We start from the raw sequence: 23,247 nt of genomic DNA on the forward strand, positions 1-23,247 counted from the left end.
CGGTGAAGAAAACGTGTCAAAACAAGAGACTAGGGCCTGACGAGCTTTAGCATGGCTAAGCGGTGGTTTCGACAGGGATCGGCCGGATGCCTCAAGGATGGGCCAAAAATGACGGCGCCGGCCGCCCTTTATGGGCCGGCACCCCTCCAGTCGCCAAGCACGGCCTGCACCAGGGCAAGCGCGGCGACCCCCGCGGTATCGGCGCGCAGCACCCGCGGCCCCAGCGAAAGCCTTACGATTTGCGGCTGCCGCAGCAGCAGGGCGCGCTCCTCCTCGGCAAACCCGCCTTCGGGGCCGATCAACACGTCGATTCCGGTCGCAGCCGTTGCTCCGGGCCGCAGTGCCTGCAACGGATTCGTGACATCGGCGGCCTCGTCGCAGAACACGAGCAGCCGTTCTGCCGCGCGCCGGCTCAAATAACCGTCGAGTGGTACCGGTTCGGCCACGGCCGCGATGCCGAGAATGCCGCATTGTTCGGCGGCCTCGATCACATTGGCGCGCATCCGCTCGCCATTAACCCTTGAAACCTGCGTGAAACGGGTCAATACCGGCCGCAACGACGAGGCGCCCATCTCGACCGCTTTCTGCACCATGTAGTCGAGCCGGGCATGTTTTAACGGCGCAAAGACGTAAGCGAGGTCAGGCAGGCGGTCCTGCGGCCGGGTTTGGGCGATGATATTCAGGCTGTCGGGCCGCTTGCGTCCCGCGATCGAGGCTTGCCATTCGCCGTCGCGGCCGTTGAACACCAGGATGGTCTCACCCGCGGAAAGCCGCAGCACGTTGCCGAGATAATTGCTTTGATTGCGCTCCAGTGCGACCGTTTGATCCCCGTGCAGGGGAATATCGACGAACAGGCGAGGGGCGCGAAAATCGATCTGGGGCATCTATGACCTTCCAAACAGGGCCGCGTTTTAACCGAAAGGATGAGAATCTGGAGCAATTATTCCGGGCCGATGCGGCTCCACGCCGCGCTGTTGCCAAATTCCGCAGCTTGTTAAGGACTGCCAGCAATCGTAAATTCCCGCTGCAAATCGCTCTTCCACCGGAAGACGACAGGGATCATTGGGACCTTGCCGGAGGAACCGCTTTGACCATCCGCCGCCTGATCGCACCGCTTACCTTGGCCATCCTTGCCGCTTGCGCCGGCCAGATTTTCTTGAGCCAACAGGCTCTGGCCCAAGGCGCCTTTCCCGCACCGTTGCCGGGCCGAATGGTCCAACAGAACGATCCGGCCTTTCCGCCCGTGCCGGGCCAAGCCGGTCAGAGGAGCGATCCTGCATTCCCGCCGGTGAACGGTTCGATGCCGAGGGCCGCGGTTGGCTCCCCTGCGATGAGTTCGTTTCCTGCCGGCGGCGCGGCCCCGATCTCCAGCGGCGGATTTTCGTCGGCGCCTCCGCAGCAAGCCGGTCCGCCCGGTGATTGCATGAAGGACTTCGTTCCGTTGCGCGAGGACGCGGAAAAGCGCGGCAAGCAGATCAAGGCCGCCAGCGACCGGCATGCCTCGCCCGAAGAGGCCTGCAAGCTGATCGAGGGCTTCGGCCAGGCCGAACTCAAGATGATCAAATATGTCCAGTCCAACGCGGCAAAGTGCGGAATTCCGCAGCAGGTCACCGACCAGCTCAAGAATGGCCACAAGAACACCGAGATGATGCTGAAGAAGGTCTGCGACAGCGCACAGCAGGCGCAGCAAAGGGGGCCGGCCGGTCCGAGCCTGAGCGAGGTGCTGGGCTCGGCCGCAGCGCTTCCGGAGGCGACGAAGAAGAAGGGCGGCAGTACCTTCGACACGCTGAACGGCAATGTGCTGACGCGATGACGCGTATTGCCGGCCTGACATTCCTCGTCCGGCCGATACGGATTCGTATCGGCCATTTCACCTCGAAGCGCAGCTCCGGACTCAATCGCCCAAGTCTCGGTAGCCCGATTCTCAGCAGCCCAAGTCTCAGCAACCCAAGTCTCAAATGAGCGCCGCCGCCCGCGTTGCCGATTCGACCGGCAATTGGGTCGACACCGTCGCGCCATCCTGGTCACGCCCCTATTTGCGGCTTGCCCGGTTCGACCGGCCGATCGGCACCTGGCTGTTGCTGATCCCGTGCTGGTGGTCGGCGGCGCTGGCCGCCGGCGTCGCGCACGATGTCAGCCGATTGCCGCTCTTCATCGTCTTGTTCGCCATTGGCTCCTTCGTCATGCGTGGCGCGGGGTGTACCTGGAACGACATCACCGACCGCGATCTCGACGCGATGGTCGAACGGACGCGGTCGCGGCCGATCCCGGCGGGGCAGGTGAGTGTCAGGCAGGCGTTGGCCTTCCTGGTCGCCCAGGTCTTGGTCGGTCTTGCGGTGCTGCTGCAATTCAACCGCTTTGCGGTCGCCACCGGCATCGCCTCGCTCATGATCGTGGCGATCTATCCGTTCATGAAGCGGATCACCTGGTGGCCGCAGATCGTGCTTGGACTGGCGTTCTCGTGGGGCGCGCTGATGGGGTTTGCGGTCACGCTCGGGCGCATCGATGCGGCGGCGCTCTGGCTCTATGCCGGTTCGATCTCATGGGTGATCGGCTACGACACCATCTACGCGCATCAGGACGCCGAGGATGACGCGCTGATCGGGGTCAAATCGACGGCGCGGCTGTTCGGCGCACGCACGCGACCGGCGCTGCTGTCATTTTATGGACTGGCGGTGGTTTTGATCGGGGTCGCGTTGTGGCTGGCCGGCTCCGGTTTCCCGGCGTGGATCGGGCTCGCCATCTTCGCCGCGCATCTCGTCTGGCAGACCGCCCGCCTCGATATCTCGGACACGGTGCTGTGCCTGCGGGTCTTCAAATCCAATCGCGATGCCGGACTGTTGCTGTTCGCGGGGCTTCTCGCCGACGCGGTGATGCGGGCGAATTAGAGCGTTTTCGAGCGAAGTGGATACCGGTTCGCGTGAAGAAAACGCGTCAAAACAAGAAGCCTTGGTTCTGATTCAATCAGAACCGATCATGTTCTGGCTTTCTTGCAAACCGGAACGTTAATTCCGCGCGATGATCTCGCGTTCGCCCCGGTAAATATTCGCAGGGTTGAGCAGATCTCCGCGCCGCCGCCGCATCAGAAATTTCGGACGGCGCGTCCGAATCGCGTTGTGACGGCGGCGCCGCGGCGCCGGCTCGGATGCTTTGTCTTCCGGCAGTTGCGGAAGCTGGAGGATATCGCTCCACATCCGCCAGGCGGCCACGATCTCGTCGCGGTCGGAACTGACGCAGAGCGGAATTGTCAGCGAGGGATCGCGGTGAACCAGCGCCAGCATCTGCGCATCGTCGATGCCGCGTAGCGCGACGCCGAGAAAATCGCTGACGCGGACATTGACCGCCATCCGCATGCCGTGCAGCGCACGGCGCAGCACCACGCGTTCGCGATGAAGTTCGATTTGCCGCACGCCGCCGTCAGCGCGCGTATCGTGCGCGTCGAAGCTCACGGGCAAAGAGAGAGGGTCGAGCCGCAAGGCGCGGCTCGACCCGGCGGGATTGACCCCGCTTGTTGATGTTTGACGCCTCACGGCTTTGTCTCCCCGCCAGGATTATGTTCCCGGTCGATGCGTGGAGCTTGCCACGGCAATTTCCGTTTCCTCTTAAGAAGGCTGGTTAATCGGAAGTCACCCGTCGGCATGATTGACAAGACCTTGGCTCACATGATTGACGAGACCTTGCCGCGTGCTGGAAAATCTTATGTTCCGGTTCACGAAAACGCTTGAAGTCCGCATGAATCGGGCACATCTGATGGGATCGGCCGATTGCATCGAACCCGTTGCGATCCGGCTTCAATCGTTCTTCAATCCCTGGGATTTCATTCGTGATCTCTTCACCATCAGCCGCGTCGCCGCGTTCCTCCGATGCCGCGCTCTCGGATCTGTTCGATCAATCCGCCCTGAGCGGTCTGGCGCAGCGCCTCGTCGAGGCCGCCAAACGCGCGGGCGCGGATGCCGCTGACGCGGTGGCGGTGCGCGGCGTGTCGCAAGGGGTCGAAGTGCGCGACGGACGGGTCGAGGAATCCGAGCGTTCGGAAGGCGACGATGTCGGACTGCGTGTGCTGGTGGGCCAGCGGCAAGCGGTGGTCTCGACCAACGATGTCAGCGGCGACGGCGTGGCCAGGCTTGCCGAGCGCGCGGTTGCGATGGCGCGGGTCGCGCCCGAAGACAAATATGCGGGATTAGCCGATCCGGCGCTGCTGGCGCGGGATTTTCCCGATCTCGATCTGCTGGATCCGAAGGTCCCATCGACATCCGAACTGGAGCGCCGTGCTTGTGAAGCCGAAGCGGCCGGGCTTGCGGTCAAGGGCGTGACCAAATCGGGCGGCGCCTCGGCCTCCACCGGAATCGGCGGCATGGTGCTGGTGACCAGCACCGGCTTCCACGGTTCCTATCTGCGTTCCAGCCAAAGCATCGCGATGACCGCGATTTCGGGCGACGGCACCCGCATGGAACGCGATTATGATTACACCGCCGCGCCGCATGCTTCCGATCTCGAATCGCCGGAAAGCGTCGGCCGCAAAGCCGGCGAGCGCACGGTGGCGCGCGCCAATCCGCGCAAGGTCGAGACCTGCAAGGTGCCCGTGGTGTTCGACCCCCGCGTTGCCGGATCGATCGTCGGCCATCTCGTCGGCGCGGTGAACGGCGCTTCGGTCGCGCGCAAGACCAGTTTCCTGAAAGACCGTCTTGGCGAAAAGCTGTTTGCCAGCAATATCCGCATCATCGACGATCCGTTGCGGGTGCGCGGATTGCGTTCGCAATCGTTCGACGCCGAGGGCGTCAAGGTCAAGAAGCTCGCCATCATCGACGAGGGCGTGCTGACGTCGTGGCTATTGGATTCGGCCACCGCACGCGAGCTCGGGCTGGTCACGACCGGACACGCCCAGCGCGGCGTATCGTCGTCGCCGTCGCCGGGGTCCTATAACCTTCACCTCGAGCCGGGCGAGGCCACGCCGGCCGAACTGATGTCGGACATCAAGCAGGGCTTTTACGTCACCGATCTGATCGGCTCCGGCGTCAACGGCGTGACCGGCGATTACAGCCGCGGCGCTTCCGGCTTCTGGATCGAGAACGGCCAGACCACCTATCCGGTCAGCGAGGTGACGATCGCGGGTCATCTGCTTGAAATCTTCAAGTCGCTGGTGCCCGCCAATGACCTGCAATTCCGTTACGGTGTCAATGCGCCGACGCTGCGGATCGAGGGATTGACGCTTGGCGGAAGGTGACGCCGGCAACGTGCATCACGGGATTTCGCCGCGCGACGCCGCGCTGTTGACAGATACCGTGCGGCAGGCCGGCGCGCTGGCGCTCTCGATGTTCCGCACCGAGCTGAAAAACTGGACCAAGGGCGCCTCGTCGCCGGTGTCCGAGGCCGATATCGCGGTCAATGATTTTCTCGAGTCCAGGTTGCGTTCTGCCGCGCCGGACTACGGCTGGTTGTCGGAAGAAAGCACCGACGACGAGGCGCGCCTGGGCAAGCAGCTGGTCTGGATCGTGGACCCGATCGATGGCACCCGCGCCTATCTCGCCGGCCGCGAGGACTGGTGCGTCAGCGTGGCGCTGGTCGAGGATGCCGCTCCCGTGCTTGCGGCGGTGTTCGCGCCGGTCACCGATGAGTTCTTCTCTGCCGAGCGCGGCAAGGGCGCCACGCGCAACGACGTGCCGATTCGGGCGACGCCGGGCACGGAGCTGAACTTTTCCCGCTTGGCCGGCCCGAAGCCGCTGGTGCAATGCTTGAGCCGGGAGCCCGGCGAAATCACGCTTTATCCGCGAATCGGCTCGCTGGCGCTGCGGCTATGCCGGGTCGCGGAGGGAAGGCTGGACGCGGCGTTTGCCGGAGGCCAAAGCCGCGACTGGGACCTCGCCGCGGCGAATTTGATCGTCGAGGAAGCGGATGGTAAGATGACCGCGCTTTCGGGGGACACCATCCTCTACAATCGCCGCGAGGTGACGCACGGGGTGCTGGTGGCAGCGGGACACGACCGTCATGCGAGCATTGTCGAGCATTTCCGGCACTATCCGCTGCCCTGAGTACCTCTGTCGCGCCTTGCAGGATTTGCTTGCGGGGCATCGTCGCTAGGAAAGGGAATCATGCCAGATAGTGCCCAGCCACAATTGCTCCATCTCGTCCTCGGCGGTGAACTGACGGATCTGGAGCATGTGACGTTCAAGGATCTCGATAAGGTGGACATCGTCGGCGTGTATCCGAACTATGCCACCGCCTATGCCGCCTGGAAGGCGAAGGCGCAGCAGACCGTCGACAACGCCCAGATGCGCTATTTCGTGGTCCATCTCCATCGGCTGCTCGATCCGGGTCAAGATACAAAGCCCGGCCATTGAGAAGACTGCTTCGTAACGGGCTGCGCAGCAACTGGCTCCAGCGTGCTGTGGGTTTTCTCGCGGCCGAATATCTGCGGCTGGTCTGGAAAACCAACAAATTCTGTTTCGAGCCCGTCAACGTCTACGATCTGGCCGAGCCGGATATGCCGGCGATTTTCGCGTTCTGGCATGGCCAGCATTTCCTGACGCCCTTCATCAAGACCAAGGAGAGCCACCGCGCCAAGGTGCTGATCTCCCGGCATCGCGACGGCGAATTCAACGCGATCGCCGCCGAGCGGCTTGGCATCGGCACCATCCGCGGCTCCGGCGATCACGGCTCGTCGTTCCATCGCAAGGGCGGCGTCGGCGCGTTCAAGGAAATGGTGCGCGCGCTGGGGCGGGGCTATAACGTCGCGCTGACCGCCGACGTGCCGAAGCGCTCGCGTGTCGCGGGTCTTGGCATCATCATGCTGGCGCGGGAATCGGGGCGGCCGATCATGCCCTTTGCGATGGCGACGAGTCGTTTCATCCGCCTGAACAATTGGGACCGGACCACCATCAATCTGCCGTTCGGGAAAGGCGCATTGGTGGGCATCGAAACGATCTGGGTGCCGCCGGATGCCGACACAGAGGCGATGGAAAAGATCCGCGCCCATGTCGAAGCGATTTTGAACGAAGCGACCCGCCGGGCCTATGCGCTGGTCGGCCGTCCGGAAGAGGCGGAGCATGGCTGATTCCCTGCCGATGACATTGCGTCTCTACCAGCGGCTGTCGGCGGCGGCCGTGCCGCTGGCGCCGGCGTTGATCAGCCGGCGGCTGAAACAGGGCAAGGAGGATCCTGACCGTATCGGTGAGCGCCGTGGCATGGGCGGAGGTGTCCGCCCCGACGGGCCGCTGGTCTGGATCCACGGCGCCAGCGTCGGTGAAGTGCTGGCCGCGGCCGCCCTGATCGAGCGGCTGCGCGCGTTGAATATGCGCATCCTGCTGACCTCGGGCACGGTGACGTCGGCGGCGATCGTGGCCAAGCGGTTTCCCGCCGATATCATCCATCAATATGTGCCGTATGATTCGCCGCGTTACGTCGCGCGTTTCCTCGATCACTGGCGGCCTTCGCTGGCGCTCTTCATCGAATCCGACCTGTGGCCCAATCTCATCCTGTCGAGCGCGGCCCGGCGGCTGCCGATGGTCCTGATCAACGGCCGGATGTCGCACCGCTCGTTCCCGCGCTGGCGCCGGGTGTCGGGCACGATCTCGGCCTTGCTCGGCAGGTTCGATATTTGCCTCGCCCAATCGAAAGCCGATGCGGCGCGCTTTGCGGCGCTCGGCAGCCGCAACGTCATCACCACGGGCAATCTGAAATTCGATGTCCCCGCGCCGCCCGCCGACATGGCGAAGCTGGAACGGTTGATGGCGGTGACGCGCGGACGCCCGATCATCGTCGCGGCCTCGACGCATCCCGGCGAGGAGGAGATCCTGCTTGACGTGCATCGGACGCTCACCCGGTATTTTCCGTCGCTGTTGACCGTGATCGTGCCGCGGCATCCCGCTCGCGGCGAGGCGATCGGCCGCGCCATCGCCGCCACCCGTTTGCATGTGGCGCTGCGCTCGCACGAGGAATTGCCGATGGCGACGACCGATATTTATGTCGCCGACACCATGGGCGAACTCGGATTGTTCTATCGGCTGGCGCCGATCGTGTTCATGGGCGGCTCGCTGGTTCCTCACGGCGGGCAGAATCCGATCGAGGCGATCAAGCTCGGCGCCTCGATCGTTCACGGCCCTCACGTCTTCAATTTCACCGATGTCTACGATGCGCTCGACAGCGCGGGCGGCGCCATGCACGCCGACACGCTGGAAGCGCTGGTGAAGCAGCTCGGCCAATTGCTGGCCGACCCGGCGGCGCGCGAGCAATCGGCGGATGCGTCTGTGCGGGTGGTCGAACAGCTCGGCGGCGCGCTGGAGCGCACGCTTGCCGCGCTCGAGCCGTATCTGTTGCAGCTGCGGCTCGAAATGGGAGCGGCCGGTGCGTGAGCCGGCCTTTTGGTACCGGCCGTCATCCTGGATATCGCTGTTATTGACGCCGCTCGGCGCCGTTTATGGTTTCGCCGCCGCCCTTCGTTTGCAGCGCCCGGGCTTTGGCGCCGGCGTTCCGGTGCTGTGCGTCGGCAATTATCACACCGGCGGCGCCGGCAAGACCCCGACCGTGCTGGCCCTTGCGAAAGTCCTGCGCGATCTCGGCGAGACGCCGGTGGTGCTCAGCCGCGGCTATGGCGGACGCTTGCAGGGACCGGTCAAGGTCGATCCCGCCAGGCATGCCGCCGGTGATGTCGGCGACGAACCGCTGATGCTGGCGCAGACGGTCTCGGTGGTGGTGGCGCGCGACCGCGTCGACGGGGTCGCGCTGGCGCGGTCGCAGGGCGCGAGCGTTATCCTGATGGATGACGGCTTCCAGAACCCGGCGATCGCCAAGGATGCGTCGCTGATCGTCATCGATGGCGACCGTGGCCTCGGCAACGGCCGGGTCTTTCCTGCCGGTCCGTTGCGGGCGCCGCTGCCGCCGCAACTCGCCCGCACCGACGCGCTGATCGTGATCGGCGATGGCAAGGCGGCCGACGCCGTGGCGGATGCGATCAATGCGCAGGACAAGCCGGTGCTGCGCGCGCGTCTGAAACCCGATGCGGCATCGGCGGCGTCGCTCAGTGGTAAACGCGTGCTCGCTTTCGCCGGGATCGGGGATCCCCGGCGGTTTTTCAGAACGTTGCGCGGCTCTGGGATCGAGGTGGTGCGGGAGCGCGTCTTTCCCGATCATCACCCCTATTCGGCCAGCGAGATCGATGCGTTGGCCGCGGACGCTGCCCGGGATGGCTTGACATTGGTGACGACGGAAAAGGACCTGGTACGGCTGCGCGGCGGAGCCGGACTCCCGGACCGCACGCGCGATATCGTGGCGTTCGCAGTCTCGCTCGCATTCGAGGAAGACGCACGGTTGCGGAAATTCGTGGCGGATCGGTTGTTTCAGGCCCGCCAGAACAAGTTCCGGCGGGACTAAAGCGTGATGAGTTTAGGTTGAAACTGGATGGTATCGAAAATTCACCTCTTCCCGCTGGGGAGAGGTGAACGGAGCATGAGGCCCAATCGATTCAACCAAAATTCAATCTGCTCTGGAAAATGTGATGCGTCACTTCACCGTCTTCAGCGCGGCGGGAAAATGCCGCTGCAGCACCGCGGTCGGGACCGCATAGGCTTCCTGGAGATCGACGCTCCAATATTTCAATTCATCCAACGGAATCCGCAGGTCGCTCACCGCGCAACGCACATAGGTTCCCGGCGAGATCACCCGGAAGTCGCCGTCGAGATATTGCACCTGCGCCTCGCCGTGGCCCGAAGGGCCGAATTTATTCAGCACGGTTTAACTCCAGTTTCCGGAGCCTTTGCGGCTCCGATTGGATCGGAACCTGGCTCGCATTTTGTCGTGACGCGTTTCTTCACCCGAGTCGGCATCCACGTCCCGCGACCCGAATCTGGAACAGATTGGTGCGAGACAGACTTTCGCTCGAAACGCCATTGGCGCCCGGTCGTTCTGACCGGCGCCGAATATTTAGAAACGTTTCCCTACCATAAATAGGTCCCGATGTCCGCCCGTCAAACCCACCGATTTGTGATGAATTTCGGATCAGGGCACATGGTACTTCTGGCGGCGAAGTGCTGTGTTTTCAGCCCCCTAGCGACCCGGCAAACCTGAATGCGCTTTCTGTCAGCAATCATATTCCTGACGCTGCTCGCCATGACCTCCGCAGCGGAGGCCGCACCGCTGCCTTCGCCGCGTGAGGTCGATATCCCCGCAGCGACCGGCGTGTTGCATGCCGAGCTCTATAAGCCCGACGGCGAGGGGCCGTTTCCTGCCGTCATCGCGCTGCATGGCTGCGGCGGACTGGCCGGCCGTTCCGAGCCGGTGCTGCCGCGCTATCGCGATTGGGCCGAGCAATTGCTGAAATCCGGCACAGCGGTGCTGCTGCCCGACAGCTACGGTTCGCGTGAGCTCGGCCCGCAATGCCGCGTCAAGGAACGTCATGTGCTGGCCCGCCGCGAACGGGTGGCGGACATCCTGGCGGCCCGGCAATGGCTGGTGCAGCAGCCCTGGACCGCGCATGATCGCATCAGCCTGTTGGGATGGGCCAATGGCGCCAGCGCGCTGTTGTGGGCGGTGCGCCCGCAATTGTCCTCACGCAGCGTCGAGCCGGATTTTCGTTCCGCGATCGCGTTCTATCCGGATTGCCGCCTTTCGGCCGGCCTTGGCTGGAGCGCCCGGGTACCGACCCTGCTCCTGATCGGCGCCAAGGACGACGTCAGTTCGCCGCTCGCCTGCCGGCAGATGATCGAAGGCGCGCGCGGGCGCAGCGCGCTGGTGCATATCGTGGTTTATCCCGCCGCCTATCACGATTTCGACCGCGCGAATTTTCCGCTTCGGGCGCTGGCCGGAACCTCGGATGCCGCCGTGCCCGAACGCGGCCATCTCGGCAGCGATCCGGAGGCGCGCACCGATTCGCAGAAGCGTGTAGCGGAGTGGCTCGCGAGGTAAGGGCCGCTTCTAAAGCAGGATGAGTGTTGCTTGAATTGATTTGGCCGTATGCTCCGTCGACCTCTCCCGATGGGAGAGGTGAACTTCCGATGCCATCCACTTTCAACCCAGACTCATCACACTCTAAAACAAGCTTCCCTGGCCGACCGGTTTGACCACGCGCTTCGGCGCGGCGGTTTTGGGTTCGCCGGCGACAGGCTTTGCCGGACTTGTCGCCGCCGGCCGGCTCGCGTCCGCGGTGGCCGCGACGCGTCCATCGGCAAATTCGATCGAGAGATTTTCGCCCGGTCCGATCGAGGCCGCGGCGCGCAGCGCGCGTCCATGCTCGTCGCGCACCAGCGCAAAACCGCGCGCCAGCACGCCGCGATAGGACAGCGCGGCCAGCAATTGCCCGCTATGCGCGACGCGCGCCTGATGGCGCTGCATGGCCGTTTCAAGCGCCCGCCGCGCCCGCTCGGCAAGCCGCAGCGTTCGCTCGTGCTGACGCGCGACCGCCTGCCGCTGCGCCTGCGCGTTCGCGAGCTTCGATGCCTTCAGCCTGATCTCAAGTCCGGCATAGCGGTCGCGGCGGTGGCGCAACAGCGACTTCGTGCAATGGACCATCCGTTCGCCGGAAACGCTGAGCCGCTGGCGCGCGTGTTCGAGCTGGCCGCGCAGCACCCGCACGGTCAGACGCGCGCTGCCGGCGGCATAGCGGCGGAAATGGGCATGCGTATTGGCCCTCAATGCGCGGGGCAGCGTGCTTGCCGCGCTATCCAGCCGCTGGCGCGGAATCGCCAGCAGTTCGCTGGCCGCCGGCAGCGCGCGGGCGGCGCCACGCAATTCGTTGCGGCGGCTTTCCTGGCTGCGCTGCCAGCACAGCATCGCGCGCCGCGCCAGCGTCGCGACCTCGACCATCAACTCGCTGCGCACCGGCACCGCCATCTCGGCGGCGGCGGTGGGCGTCGGCGCACGCTTGTCGGCGGCAAAATCGATCAGCGTGATGTCGGTCTCGTGGCCGACCGCCGAGATCAGCGGGATCATGCTTTCGGCGGCGGCGCGGACCACGATCTCCTCGTTGAACGACCACAAATCCTCCAGCGAACCGCCGCCGCGCGCGACGATCAGCACGTCCGGCCGCGGAACCTTGCCCTGCTCGGGCAGCGCGTTGAAGCCGCGGATCGCGGCTGCGATCTGTTCGGCCGAACCCTCGCCCTGCACCTTGACCGGCCACACCAGCACCCGGCGCGGAAAGCGGTCTTGCAGCCGGTGCAGGATATCGCGGATCACGGCGCCGGTCGGCGAGGTGACGACGCCGATCACTTCCGGCAGCCACGGCAGGAGCTGCTTGCGCGCTTCGTCGAACAGGCCCTCGGCGCCGAGCTTCCGCTTGCGCTCTTCCATCAGCGCCATCAGCGCGCCGATGCCGGCCGGCTCCAGCGCCTCGATCACGATCTGGTATTTCGACGAGCCGGGATAGGTGGTGAGCTTGCCGGTGGCGATGACCTCGAGCCCTTCTTGCGGCTTGAAGCGCATCCGGCCGTACACGCCCTTCCAGATCACCGCCTCGATCTTGGCGCTCTCGTCCTTCAGTGCGAAATAGCAATGGCCGGAGGAATGCGGTCCGCGGAAGCCGGAGATCTCGCCGCGCACCCGGACATGGCCATAGGCGTCCTCCACCGTCCGCTTCAGCGCGGAGGATAGTTCGGAGACGGTAAATTCGGGCGCGTTGATCAGGGCTTCGGCAACGGTCATTTCAGGACAATCGAATCAGGCTTTTCAGGTTCGCGCGCAAGGTAAGGTTTTCGGTTGCACCCGCAAATCTGCACTTGCGGCTTTACATGCTCTGTATTACAGAGTTATCTATATTGGTAAATTGAGCCATCCGGGAAAGGCGGCATCATGACCGCGACGATCGTGACTGGCGGCCTCAGGGCCATCCTTTGGATCCTCGCCGTCGCCGTTTTGGCTGTTCTTCTGCTGGTCGGGCTGATCGCCTGGCCGGTCCGGCAACCGCCCGAACTGGCCTCGATTTCAGACGCGCGCCACTCGATCGATTTCAGCGCGCTGCCTGGGGTGTCCCGGTTCCAGGCCCGCGACGGCACTGAACTGGCGTATCGGCATTATCCGGCCCACGGGCCGGCGGTCGGTCGCATCGCTGTCGTCATTCATGGCTCGTCGGGCTCCAGCGGCGGGGCGATCCAGGCGCTGTCGCTCGCTTTGGCGGCACGAGGGGTGCAGACCTATGCGGTGGATATCCGCGGCCACGGCAGCTCCGGAACCAGGGGCGACATCGCCTATCCGGGCCAGCTTGAGGATGACATGGCCGATCTGGTGGCTGAAATCCGCAAGGCCAATCCAACAGCGCCGCTGACGCTGGTCGGCCACTCGTCCGGCGGCGGGTTCGCGTTGCGCGTGGCGGGCTCGGCGATCCAGAGCCTGTTTACCCGCACCGTATTGCTGGCGCCCTATCTCGGCTACGATGCGCCGAGCAGCCGCCCCGATGCCGGCGGCTGGGCCAATCCGGATATTCCGCGCTTCATCGCGCTGTCGGTGTTGCGTCGGATCGGCCTGCCCTGGGCGGAATCGCTGCCGACCATTGCTTTCGCGGTGCCGCCCCATTCGGCGAAAATGCTCACCGCGACTTATTCGTACCGGCTGATGCGCGACTTCGCCGTTTCGCGCGATTTCCGCGCCGATCTTGCGGCGGCGACCAAACCCGTGACGATCTTTGCGGGCTCCGCCGACGAATTGATGTTATCCGACAGATATCGCGAGGCGGTCGGCGACCGCGCCGCCGTCAGGATCATCGACGGTGTCAACCATATGGGCATCGTCAGCAGTCCCGCGGCCGTCTCCGTCATTGCCGACGATGTCGCAACCGCGGGCCTGAATTCATGAGCCGCATCGACCCGCAGCAAGCCGCCTCCGCGCTGTCGGATATCGATTCCGTCGCACGCCGGGTCCGGCAATCGACGGTCTACCAACTCTCCAGCCTGCTGATTGTGATGTGGGGCGTGCTGGTTTTCGCGGGCAATATCGCGTCATTTCTCTGGCCGCGTAGCGCCGGTTACATCTGGATCGCGGTTGACGTGGCGGGCATTGCGGGCTCGTTCGTCGTCAGTGGTTTCGGCCGCACCCGAACCGGCATCCGCAGCTTCGATGTCAGGATGCTGACGGCCTTCCTGCTGTTCCTGGCCTTCGGCTTCTTCTGCACCCGCGGGCTGGCGCATTTCACGCCGCGTCAATTGGCAACGTTCTGGCCGATCTACTTCATGCTGGCCTATACCCTCGTCGGCTTATGGGTGGGCCGGGCTTTTGTTGCGATCGGTCTCGGCATCGCCGCGCTCACCTTGGCTGGCTACTTCCTGATCGGCGACTGGTTCGAGCCGTGGATGGCGTTGATCAATGGCGGCGGGCTCATCCTGGGCGGGCTCTGGATGCGCCGGAACTGACCGATGGCCGAGTTCGACGACATCATCCATCAGCCGCTGCGGCTGAAAATCATGGCGGCGCTGAACGCGCTTCCGGCCACCGCCGGGCTGGAATTCTCCCGGCTGAAAAAACTCACCGGAGCCACCGACGGCAATCTCGGCGCCCATATCGAGACGCTGGCAAAGGCGGGTTATGTCGCGGTCGAGAAGGCCTTCGTCGGCAAAAAGCCGCGGACCACGGTGACCACGACCGCGGCCGGGCGCGTCGCCTTCGCCCGCCACGTCGCGACGCTGCAGGAGATCATCGCGGGGGCAGCGCGGTAGCCGTAGCCGCGTGTCATTCCGGGGCGCATCGAAGACGCGAGCCCGGATTCCATAACCACCATCGGGAGCATGGATTCCGGTCCTGCTCCAAGTGGCGCATCCCGGAATGACGGCATTTGATATCTTGCTCTTGCGGGAGCAGAGAGTTTTATGCGACCGACTCGGTTTCACACACCTGCATTGGTTTCCTCATGCATATTCTCCTGCTCGGTTCCGGCGGCCGCGAACACGCCCTGGCGTGGAAGATCGCGGCATCGCCGCTGGTGACGAAGCTGTGGTGTACGCCAGGCAATGCGGGGATCGCGCGGGAAGCCGAATGCGTGGCGCTCGATGTTGCCAACCACGCCGCGGTGATCGAATTCTGCCAACGCAACGCGGTGGATCTGGTGGTGGTCGGGCCGGAGACGCCGCTCGCGGCGGGGATCGTCGACGACCTCGCACGCGCCGGGATCAAGGCGTTCGGGCCGGGCCGGCAGGCGGCGCAGCTCGAAGGCTCGAAGGGATTCACCAAGGATCTCTGCAGCGAGTTCGGCATTCCGACCGGGGCCTATCGCCGTTTCTCCAAGGCCGCCGATGCGCTCGCCTATGTCCGCGTGCAGGGCGCGCCGATCGTGGTCAAGGCCGACGGGCTCGCCGCAGGCAAGGGCGTCGTCGTCGCCCAGACCCTGGCCGAGGCCGAAGACGCCATCGCCATGATGTTCGAGGGCGCTTTCGGCGCTGCCGGCGCGGAAGTCGTGATCGAGGAATTCCTGTCCGGCCGCGAGGTCAGTTTCTTTGCGCTATGCGATGGCGAGACCGCGATCGCGCTGGCTTCCGCGCAAGACCACAAGCGCGTGTTCGATCACGACCGGGGGCCGAACACCGGCGGCATGGGCGCCTATTCGCCGACGCCGTTCGTCACGGAAGAAATCCACGACCAGATCATGGAACGGATCATCCTTCCCACCGTCGCCGGCATGAAGAGCCGCGGCATGCCGTTTCGCGGCGTGCTCTATGCCGGCGTGATGCTGACGGAGCAGGGACCGAAACTGTTCGAATACAATGTCCGCTTCGGCGATCCGGAATGCCAGGTGCTGATGTTGCGGATGATGTCGGATATCGTGCCGGCGTTTCTGGCCGCCTGCGACGGGCAATTGAAGAATTTCGATCTGCGCTGGTATCCGGAATCGGCGTTGACGGTGGTGATGGCGGCAAAGGGTTATCCCGGCGACTACAAGAAGGGCTCGCGCATCGACGGGCTCGACGCCGCTGCCGGCATCGAGGGCGTCGAGATTTTCCACGCCGGTACGGTGTCGAAGGATGGACAGATTTTGGCCAATGGCGGCCGCGTGCTGAACGTCTGCGCGCTGGGCAAGAGCATCACCGAAGCGCAGCGTCATGCCTATGAAGCCGTCGACCGCGTCCAATGGTCCGACGGATTTTGCCGCCGCGACATCGGCTGGCAGGCGGTGGAGAAAGAAAAGGCGGGCAGCTAGAGGCCGCCATTCCGGGCGATGCGCAACGCGCATCGATCCGGAATCTCGGGATGGTGTACCCAAGCGCTCAATAATCTCTAGATTCCGGGTCGACGCGTTCAACGCGTCGCCCGGAATGACATCGAAGGGAGTAACGTATGCCTGATCTCGCCGATCTGTTTCCTGGCTACGAATCCAAATGGATCAACACCAAATCCGGTCGCATCTTCGCCCGCGTCGGCGGCAAGGGGCCGCCGCTGTTGCTGCTGCACGGGTTTTCGTCGACGCATGTGATGTGGCACCCCGTGGCGCCGCAGCTGGCAGAGAGGTTCACCCTGATCATTGCCGACCTGCCGGGCTATGGCTGGTCGGACATGCCCGAAAGCGACGCAAACCATACGCCCTATACCAAGCGCGCGATGGCGCAGGCGATGATCGAGGCGATGGAGCAGCTCGGCTATGTGCATTTCGCGCTCGCCGGCCATGATCGTGGTGGACGGGTGTCCTATCGTCTCGCGCTCGATCATCCCGGCCGGCTGTCGAAACTTGCGGTGCTGGATATCCTGCCGACCTATGATTACTGGGAGCGGATGAACCGCCTTTATGCGCTGAAGATCTATCACTGGACCTTTTTGGCCCAGCCGGCGCCGTTTCCCGAGACATTGGTCGGTGGCGCGCCGGATTTCTTCCTGAAGGAGAAAATGGCGAGCCAGACCAAGTCGAAAACGCTTAACGAGATCGATCCGCGCGCGCTCGAACATTATCTCGCGCCGTTCCGCGATCCCTCGCGCGTGCATGCGATGTGCGAGGATTATCGCGCCGGCGCCTATGCCGATTACGAGATCGACAAGAGAGATCACGACGTCGGCAACAAGATCACGATCCCGATGCTGGCGCTGTGGGGCGATGCCGGCATCGCCAGCGCCGCCGCCACGCCGCTCGACACCTGGAAGAGCTGGGCCACCAACGTGACGGGCTCGCCGGTCGATTCCGGGCATTTTCTGCCTGAGGAAAATCCGAACGAGACGGCGAAGAAGCTGATGGAGTTCTTTACGGCGGCGTAGCTTTCGTCATTGCGAGACGATCACCGCCGCGCTTTGAAAAATTCGCGCAGCAGCGTGGCGGCCGCGCTTTCGCCGACCGCCGAATAGATTTCTGGCACGTGGTGGCAGGTGGGCGAGGCGAAGAACCGCACGCCGGAATCGACCGCTCCGCCCTTGGGGTCCGCCGCGCCGTAATAGAGCCTGCGGATTCGCGCGAACGAGATCGCGGCGGTACACATGGTGCAAGGCTCCAGCGTGACGTAGAGGTCGCAATCGGTCAGCCGCTCGCTGCCAATGATCCCAGCGGCCTGCCGGATCGCGAGAATTTCGGCATGCGCGGTCGGGTCGCGGTCGGTCAAAGTGCGGTTCCCGGCGGTCGCGATCACCTCGTTGCCGCGCGCGATGACGCATCCGACCGGCACTTCGCCGGCTTTTCCGGCCTTTTCGGCCGTTTTCAGCGCCAGATCCATCAAAGATGCTGCAGTCATGTCTCGTATTACCCGGATAACTCTGCTACTAAGCTGCCCTTCAGCAAAAGTGGATACCGGTTTTGCGTGAGTATGCGGCTCAAAACAACGAGTGCGCATCCATTGTTATTTGCCCTGCACCCTTAGTGAGACCCTTCATGCCCCGCGATAACGACAAAGACAACGCTTCCTCGCGCGGCCGGCGTGATCGGCCTTCGGGCGGCAAGGGCCGTTCCGGCGCCGCACGGGGCCCGGAGAAGAAATTCGCCAAGCGCGGCTTTGTAAAACGGGATGGCGACCAGCGCGACGGTGAGCGCCGCCCTTATGCCGGTAAAGCCGACGGCGCGAAATCGTATGGCAAGAAGCCCTATTCGGGTTCCGGAAAGCCCTATGCCGGCAAGCGGGAAGGTTCGCCGCCGCGTCGGGACGAGGGCGATGCGCCGCGCCGCTACGACCGGGACGCGCCACGGCGCCATGAGGGTGACGCGCCGCGTCCTGCCCGTTTCAACAGGGACGACCGCCCGCGCGGCGATCGGCCCTTTGCCGATCGTCCTTCCCGTGGCGATGGCGAGAAGCGTCCGTACACCCCGCGCGGCGATCGTCCGAGCCATCATCGTGACGATCGCGCGCCGCGCGGCGAGGGGCGCCCGGCGGCGCGCTTCTCCGAGCGGAAATTCGGCGACAAGAAGCCCTACGCGTCGCGTGACGGCGGTGGCGAGAAGCGGCCCTATACGCCGCGCGGCGAAGGTTTTCGCAAGGACGGCGACCGTCCCCGTGGCGATCGGCCGGACAGGAAGTTCGACGGCGACAGGAAATTCTCCCGCGGCGCTCCGGATCGCGGACCGCGCAAGGAATTTGGCGACCGTGATCGCAAGCGCGACACGGGGGATCGCGGCGATTCAAAGCCGTGGCAGAAACGCGATGCCAGTTCGCCCGACCATGTCGGACGCAATTCCCCCCCGTCCCGCGATGGCGCGCGGAGTTTCGACAAGCCGAAGTTCGACAGGCCGCGCTTTGACAAACCCCGTTACGACAAACCGCGGGACGACCGCGGCGGCGAGGAACGTCCGCGGTTTTCGCGCCCGCGCGGCGATCGTCCGGAAGGTGACCGCCCGTTTCGCGAACGGCCCAAATTCGATCGATCCGGTGACGATCGTCCGAAGTTCGACCGGCCCCGCCGCGACAACGACTCCGGAAGAACCGAAGGCCGCAGGGATTGGCAGGAACATCCGCGCAGCGATCGCGGTGCTGATCGGCCGCGCCGCGACAATGAGGATGACAGCAGGATCTTCGCCAAGCGCCCGGCCTTTGGCGGCCGCGGCGCCTATCGCGAGCGTGCGCCCGAGGAGCGCCGCCCGGCGCGGGCGCCGCGCGAAAAGAAATCCGGCGAGCGCATCGCCAAGGTGGTGTCGCGGGCAGGCTTAGCCTCGCGCCGCGATGCCGAGGAATGGATCGTGCAGGGCCGCGTCTGCGTCAATGGCCGCGTGATCAATTCGCCGGCGCTCGATGTCACCGTCAACGACGTCGTCACCGTGGATGGCAAGCCGTTGCCGCCGCGCGAGCGCACGCGGCTGTTTCTGTATCACAAGCCGCGCGGCCTGATGACGACCCACGCCGATCCGGAAGGGCGGCCGACGGTGTTCGACAATCTGCCGGAGGGCCTGCCGCGGCTGATCAGTATCGGCCGGCTCGATTTCAATACCGAGGGCCTGCTGCTGTTGACCAATGACGGCGGCCTGGCGCGTGCGCTCGAACTGCCCGACACTGGCTGGCTCCGGCGCTATCGCGTCCGCGCCCATGGCGAGGTCACGCAGGCCCAGCTCGACGAACTGAAGAGAGGCATCGAGGTCGACGGCGTCAAATATGGTTCGATCGATGCGACGCTGGAACGCGACCAGGGCGCCAATGTCTGGCTGGTATTTGCGATCCGCGAAGGCAAGAACCGCGAGGTGCGCAACGTGATGGCGCATCTTGGCCTCGAAGTGAACCGGCTGATCCGGGTGTCCTACGGCCCGTTCCAACTGGCCGAACTCGCCGAAGGGCAGGTCGATGAGGTCAGGACTCGGGTGTTGCGCGACCAGCTGGGCGAGAAGATCGCCGCGCTGGCGGGAGCTGATTTCAACCGGCCGATGCCGGGTGAGCCCGATGCAAAGACCGACGACGATGCGGCCGAGGCGCCGCACGGCAAGAAGCCGTTCAAGCCAGCCGGCAAGAGTGCGCTGATCGCCGACCGCAAGGGCCGCCGCGTGCTGGTGCAGCGCACCGGCAGCGAGGAAGCGCGCGCCCGCAATGAAGCCGAGGCCAATGGCTACGGCCCGCCGCGTCGTCCGCAGCGCGGCTATCACGGCAAGCGCGATCTGAGGCCGCGGGACGAGTAAGAGTCCTCTCATGGCTTTTGGGTTGAACCTCGCCTTGAGTTCGGTTTCACCTCTCCCATGGGAGAGGGGGTCTACTGCCGTTGCGGCAACGTCTCGCTCACCCCGGCAAGGGATGTAGCCATGCGCGTCGTTGGCGGACGATTGAAAGGCCGAAATCTGGCATCGCCGTCGTCGCGCGACATCCGTCCGACCGCGGACCGCTTGCGCGAGTCGGTGTTCAACATCCTGATCCACGCCTATGGCGATCCGATCGGGGATGCGCGGGTGCTCGACCTGTTCGCCGGTACCGGCGCGCTCGGGATCGAAGCGGTTTCGCGCGGCGCGAAATTCACGCTGTTCGTCGATAATGGCGCCGAAGCCCGTGCGCTGTTGCGCAACAATGTCGAAACGTTGGGCCTTGGCGGCGTGACCAAGATCTACCGCCGCGACGCCACCGATCTCGGACCGGCGCACCCGGTCGAGCCGTTCTCGCTGGCGTTTCTCGATCCGCCCTACCGCATGAAGCTGGCCGAGAAGGCGCTCGCCTCGCTGCGCGGTGGCGGCTGGCTGACGCCGGGCGCGCTGCTGGTCGTCGAGGAAGCCAAGGCGGCCGCGTTCGCCGCGCCGGAAGGTTTTGAGGAATTGGAGCGGCGCGCCTATGACGACACCGAGTTCGTGTTTTTGCGGGCCAGTATGTAATTCGTGGCAATCCATTGGTACGTCCGTCATTCCGGGGCGATGCGAAGCATCGAACCCGGAATCTCGAGATTCCGGATCGCCGCTTCGCGCCGTCCGGAATGACGGATATACCAATCGCTATAGGCTCATCTCGCCCTACCTTCGCCCGAACAGCTTCTCGATATCCGAAAGCTTCAGCTCCACATAGGTCGGGCGACCGTGATTGCACTGGCCGGAATTCGGCGTGTCTTCCATTTCGCGCAGCAGCGCGTTCATCTCTTCCGGCTTGAGGCGGCGGCCGGCGCGCACCGAGCCGTGGCAGGCCATGGTGGCCGCGACATGCATCAGCCGGCGTTCCAGCGGCAGCGCCTCGTCCCATTCCGCCATGTGTTCGGCAAGATCGCGCAACAGCGACGCCGCGTCGGCCTTGCCGAGCAGTGACGGTGTCTCACGCACCGCGACGGCGCCGGGGCCGAAGGATTCCACCGCGAGCCCGAACGAAGCCAATTCGTCGGCGCGTGCCATGATCTTCTCCACGGTGGATTCGTCCAGTTCGACGATCTCCGGGATCAGGAGGATCTGCCGCTGTACGCCGTTCCTCGACAGCGAAGCCTTGAGCCTCTCATAGACGATGCGCTCATGGGCGGCGTGCTGGTCCACCACCACAAGGCCGTCGCGGGTCTGCGACACGATATAGGTTTCGTGGATCTGGGTCCGCGCCGCGCCCAGCGGACGGTCGAGCAGATCGGCGGACGGCGCCTGCTCGAACCGCACATCGGCCGTGGGCGTGCCGACATCGAACGCGGCCTGTCCCGGCTCGGCGAAAGCGGTTGCTGCCTCGAAAGACGGCCGTGACGCGGCGGGCGAAAATCCCTGAGAGAAAGCCGGCGAGCTGCGCCAGTCCCAATTGGCGGGGCGTGGCGCGAAGGAGGGACGGAATGACGTGATCGCCGCGCCATCGACGTTGGCCGCGGTGCGCCGGCCCTCGCGCGCAAGACCCTCCTTCAGCGCATGCACGATCAGGGCGCGGACCAGGCCCGCGTTGCGGAATCGTACCTCGGTCTTGGCCGGATGCACATTGGCGTCGACCTCCTGCGGATCGAGCGTCACGAACAGCGCCACCACCGGATGGCGGTCGCGCGGCAAATAGTCGGAATAGGCCGCGCGCACCGCGCCCAGGATCAGCTTGTCGCGCACCGGGCGGCCGTTGACGAACAGATATTGCCCGAGCGCATTGGCGCGGGTCAGCGACGGGGCCGCGGCAAAGCCTTCGACCACCACGCTCTCGCGTTCGGCGCGCACCTCGATCGCGCTGGAACGGAAATCCGCGCCCAGGATATCGCCGAGCCGCGTCAGCCGGCCGGGCGCGCCGGGGAGTGCGGCGGCCCAGGTCACGGGCGCACGTTCCTCGCCAGCTAGGGTGAAGGCAATATCGGGGCGCGCCATCGCCAGCCGCCGCACCACCTCACGGATCGCCTCGGCTTCGGTGCGGTCGGTCTTGAGGAATTTCAACCGCGCCGGCGTCGCGAAAAAAAGATCGCCGACCTCGACCCGGGTGCCGTGCGACAGCGCCGCCGGCATGATCGCCGATTTCACGCCGCCCTCGACCGAGAGCGACCAGGCATGCGGCTCGCTGCCATGGCGGGTGGTGATGCCGAGTTTCGCCACCGCGCCGATCGACGGCAGCGCCTCGCCGCGGAACCCGAGCGTGCGGATCCGCAGCAGGTCCTCGTCGTCGAGTTTCGAAGTGGCGTGGCGATCCACCGCCAGCGCCAGATCGTCATAGGTCATGCCGCTGCCGTCGTCAGTGATGCCGATCCGTCGCCTGCCGCCGCCATCGGTGAAGATATCGATCCGGCTGGCGCCGGCGTCGATGGCGTTTTCGACCAGTTCCTTGACCACGCTCGCGGGACGTTCGACCACTTCGCCGGCGGCGATGCGGTTGACGATCTGTTCGGGAAGCTGGCGGACGGGCATCGGCGACTCGCGGAAATGAGCCTTCAATCTAGAGATTTTTGCCGTGGGAGGGGAGGCCGCGGGCGCAACGCCGAAAGACGCTCCCCGTTGTTCACGGCCCTAATCATCGAAGCTGCGCGAGCCGCGGTTGGCCTTGATGTCGCCGCGGCGTTTCTTGCCTTCGAGCCGGCGCTTTTTCGAGCCCAGCGTCGGCCGTGTGGCGCGGCGCGGCGTCGGGCGCACCAATGCCTCGCGCAGCAACTCCGTCAACCGGTCAATGGCATCGGCGCGGTTGCGCTCCTGGGTCCGGAAGCGCTGCGCATGGATCACGATCACGCCATCCTTGGTCATGCGCTGGCCCGCCAACCGCTCTAGCCGCGCCGCGACATCGTCGGCCAGCGCGACCCGGCGCGTGTCGAAGCGCAATTGCGCCGCGGTCGAGAGCTTGTTGACGTTCTGGCCGCCCGGACCCGAGGCGCGCACGAACGAGATCTCGATGTCGTCGTCGTCGATGATAAGATTGCGGGAAATCCGCAGCATGGCGTCCACCGGGGCATTCGTCAGGAATCGGCGAGCTCAAGATAGCGGTTTTATGCTGAAGTTGCTTCGCCGCGCTCCATCCGTTCCTCTCCCGCAGGCGGGGGAGAGGGCAGAGCGTG

Annotated in this window: 24 protein-coding genes; 16 read left to right on the top strand and 8 right to left on the bottom strand. The window is 64.9% G+C overall.

From position 1 onward, the window contains the following. Positions 1 to 128 precede the first annotated feature (128 nt). Both HB630_RS15930 and HB630_RS15935 read right to left on the bottom strand, forming a co-directional pair. Positions 129 to 884: a 16S rRNA (uracil(1498)-N(3))-methyltransferase gene (locus HB630_RS15930; RefSeq protein WP_213773201.1), complete on the bottom strand. Its 756-nt coding sequence runs from the start codon at positions 882 to 884 to the stop codon at positions 129 to 131. A 110-nt stretch (positions 885 to 994) separates the two neighbouring features. Next, the gene (locus tag HB630_RS15935; protein WP_213773302.1) at positions 995 to 1,180 is read right to left on the bottom strand and encodes a hypothetical protein; all 186 of its coding nucleotides are present in this window, start codon (positions 1,178 to 1,180) and stop codon (positions 995 to 997) included. 30 nt (positions 1,181 to 1,210) lie between these two features. On the opposite strand from HB630_RS15935, the gene HB630_RS15940 reads away from it, so the two are divergent. Further along, entirely contained in the window at positions 1,211 to 1,813 is a 603-nt protein-coding gene (locus HB630_RS15940) for a hypothetical protein (RefSeq protein WP_249780878.1), read from the top strand. Positions 1,814 to 1,958: 145 nt separating this feature from the next. Continuing rightward, entirely contained in the window at positions 1,959 to 2,888 is a 930-nt protein-coding gene (ubiA, locus tag HB630_RS15945; protein WP_213773202.1) for a 4-hydroxybenzoate octaprenyltransferase, read from the top strand. Between the two features lie 117 nt (positions 2,889 to 3,005). On the opposite strand, the gene HB630_RS15950 is transcribed toward ubiA, so the two are convergent. Continuing rightward, positions 3,006 to 3,530: a DUF6101 family protein gene (locus HB630_RS15950; protein ID WP_213773203.1), complete on the bottom strand. Its 525-nt coding sequence runs from the start codon at positions 3,528 to 3,530 to the stop codon at positions 3,006 to 3,008. A 293-nt stretch (positions 3,531 to 3,823) separates the two neighbouring features. Here HB630_RS15950 and HB630_RS15955 point away from each other — a divergent pair, with 293 nt between their 5' ends. Genes HB630_RS15955 through lpxK form a run of 6 tightly spaced genes read left to right on the top strand, consistent with a single transcriptional unit; the run spans position 3,824 to position 9,366 of the window. Further along, positions 3,824 to 5,224: a metallopeptidase TldD-related protein gene (locus HB630_RS15955; RefSeq protein ID WP_213773204.1), complete on the top strand. Its 1,401-nt coding sequence runs from the start codon at positions 3,824 to 3,826 to the stop codon at positions 5,222 to 5,224. Next, positions 5,211 to 6,029: a 3'(2'),5'-bisphosphate nucleotidase CysQ gene (locus HB630_RS15960; protein WP_213773205.1), complete on the top strand. Its 819-nt coding sequence runs from the start codon at positions 5,211 to 5,213 to the stop codon at positions 6,027 to 6,029. Before HB630_RS15955 ends, HB630_RS15960 begins: the two co-directional genes overlap by 14 nt. A gap of 60 nt (positions 6,030 to 6,089) precedes the next feature. Then, positions 6,090 to 6,338 carry a DUF4170 domain-containing protein gene (locus HB630_RS15965; protein WP_213773206.1) on the top strand — a complete coding sequence of 83 codons (249 nt, stop codon included), beginning with the start codon at positions 6,090 to 6,092 and terminating at the stop codon, positions 6,336 to 6,338. Next, positions 6,335 to 7,051, top strand: coding sequence for a lysophospholipid acyltransferase family protein (locus tag HB630_RS15970; protein ID WP_213773207.1), 717 nt, complete (start codon positions 6,335 to 6,337; stop codon positions 7,049 to 7,051). The genes HB630_RS15965 and HB630_RS15970 overlap by 4 nt, the downstream gene beginning before the upstream one ends. Continuing rightward, a complete protein-coding gene (locus HB630_RS15975) occupies positions 7,011 to 8,348 on the top strand; it encodes a 3-deoxy-D-manno-octulosonic acid transferase (protein WP_213773208.1) in 1,338 nt (445 codons plus the stop codon). Before HB630_RS15970 ends, HB630_RS15975 begins: the two co-directional genes overlap by 41 nt. Beyond that, positions 8,341 to 9,366, top strand: coding sequence for a tetraacyldisaccharide 4'-kinase (gene lpxK / locus HB630_RS15980; protein ID WP_213773209.1), 1,026 nt, complete (start codon positions 8,341 to 8,343; stop codon positions 9,364 to 9,366). The genes HB630_RS15975 and lpxK overlap by 8 nt, the downstream gene beginning before the upstream one ends. 129 nt (positions 9,367 to 9,495) lie before the next feature. Here lpxK and HB630_RS15985 read toward each other — a convergent pair whose 3' ends face one another. Then, positions 9,496 to 9,723: a DUF2093 domain-containing protein gene (locus HB630_RS15985; protein ID WP_213773210.1), complete on the bottom strand. Its 228-nt coding sequence runs from the start codon at positions 9,721 to 9,723 to the stop codon at positions 9,496 to 9,498. Positions 9,724 to 10,059: 336 nt separating this feature from the next. On the opposite strand from HB630_RS15985, the gene HB630_RS15990 reads away from it, so the two are divergent. After that, the gene (locus tag HB630_RS15990) at positions 10,060 to 10,896 is read left to right on the top strand and encodes a dienelactone hydrolase family protein (RefSeq protein ID WP_213773211.1); all 837 of its coding nucleotides are present in this window, start codon (positions 10,060 to 10,062) and stop codon (positions 10,894 to 10,896) included. Positions 10,897 to 11,019: 123 nt separating this feature from the next. On the opposite strand, the gene xseA is transcribed toward HB630_RS15990, so the two are convergent. Continuing rightward, positions 11,020 to 12,630 carry an exodeoxyribonuclease VII large subunit gene (gene xseA, locus HB630_RS15995; RefSeq protein WP_213773212.1) on the bottom strand — a complete coding sequence of 537 codons (1,611 nt, stop codon included), beginning with the start codon at positions 12,628 to 12,630 and terminating at the stop codon, positions 11,020 to 11,022. Between the two features lie 147 nt (positions 12,631 to 12,777). Between xseA and HB630_RS16000 the strand changes: the two genes are divergently transcribed. The 5 genes from HB630_RS16000 to HB630_RS16020 all read left to right on the top strand — a co-directional run bounded on the left by HB630_RS16000 (position 12,778) and on the right by HB630_RS16020 (position 17,151). After that, a complete protein-coding gene (locus HB630_RS16000) occupies positions 12,778 to 13,776 on the top strand; it encodes an alpha/beta fold hydrolase (RefSeq protein WP_213773213.1) in 999 nt (332 codons plus the stop codon). Further along, positions 13,773 to 14,330 (top strand): hypothetical protein, encoded by a 558-nt coding sequence (locus tag HB630_RS16005; protein WP_213773214.1) that lies wholly within the window; start codon positions 13,773 to 13,775, stop codon positions 14,328 to 14,330. Before HB630_RS16000 ends, HB630_RS16005 begins: the two co-directional genes overlap by 4 nt. A 3-nt stretch (positions 14,331 to 14,333) precedes the next feature. Continuing rightward, entirely contained in the window at positions 14,334 to 14,633 is a 300-nt protein-coding gene (locus HB630_RS16010) for a transcriptional regulator (RefSeq protein WP_213773215.1), read from the top strand. Between the two features lie 191 nt (positions 14,634 to 14,824). Beyond that, positions 14,825 to 16,108 (top strand): phosphoribosylamine--glycine ligase, encoded by a 1,284-nt coding sequence (gene purD, locus HB630_RS16015; RefSeq protein WP_213773216.1) that lies wholly within the window; start codon positions 14,825 to 14,827, stop codon positions 16,106 to 16,108. Positions 16,109 to 16,245: 137 nt separating this feature from the next. Beyond that, the gene (locus tag HB630_RS16020) at positions 16,246 to 17,151 is read left to right on the top strand and encodes an alpha/beta hydrolase (protein WP_213773217.1); all 906 of its coding nucleotides are present in this window, start codon (positions 16,246 to 16,248) and stop codon (positions 17,149 to 17,151) included. Between the two features lie 20 nt (positions 17,152 to 17,171). Here the strand turns inward: HB630_RS16020 and HB630_RS16025 are convergent, their stop codons facing one another. Beyond that, on the bottom strand, positions 17,172 to 17,618 hold the full coding sequence (locus tag HB630_RS16025) for a nucleoside deaminase (RefSeq protein WP_249780879.1): 447 nt from the start codon (positions 17,616 to 17,618) through the stop codon (positions 17,172 to 17,174). A gap of 137 nt (positions 17,619 to 17,755) precedes the next feature. Here HB630_RS16025 and HB630_RS16030 point away from each other — a divergent pair, with 137 nt between their 5' ends. Further along, entirely contained in the window at positions 17,756 to 19,975 is a 2,220-nt protein-coding gene (locus HB630_RS16030) for a pseudouridine synthase (protein ID WP_213773218.1), read from the top strand. Positions 19,976 to 20,095: 120 nt separating this feature from the next. Then, entirely contained in the window at positions 20,096 to 20,653 is a 558-nt protein-coding gene (rsmD, locus tag HB630_RS16035) for a 16S rRNA (guanine(966)-N(2))-methyltransferase RsmD (RefSeq protein ID WP_213773219.1), read from the top strand. A 135-nt stretch (positions 20,654 to 20,788) separates the two neighbouring features. Here the strand turns inward: rsmD and mutL are convergent, their stop codons facing one another. Continuing rightward, a complete protein-coding gene (gene mutL, locus HB630_RS16040) occupies positions 20,789 to 22,609 on the bottom strand; it encodes a DNA mismatch repair endonuclease MutL (RefSeq protein ID WP_213773220.1) in 1,821 nt (606 codons plus the stop codon). Between the two features lie 99 nt (positions 22,610 to 22,708). Further along, a complete protein-coding gene (gene arfB, locus HB630_RS16045) occupies positions 22,709 to 23,128 on the bottom strand; it encodes an alternative ribosome rescue aminoacyl-tRNA hydrolase ArfB (protein ID WP_213773221.1) in 420 nt (139 codons plus the stop codon). Positions 23,129 to 23,247: the final 119 nt, after the last annotated feature.

Origin of the sequence: Bradyrhizobium sp. dw_78 (assembly GCF_018449525.1) — a bacterium.
GTDB lineage: Bacteria > Pseudomonadota > Alphaproteobacteria > Rhizobiales > Xanthobacteraceae > Bradyrhizobium.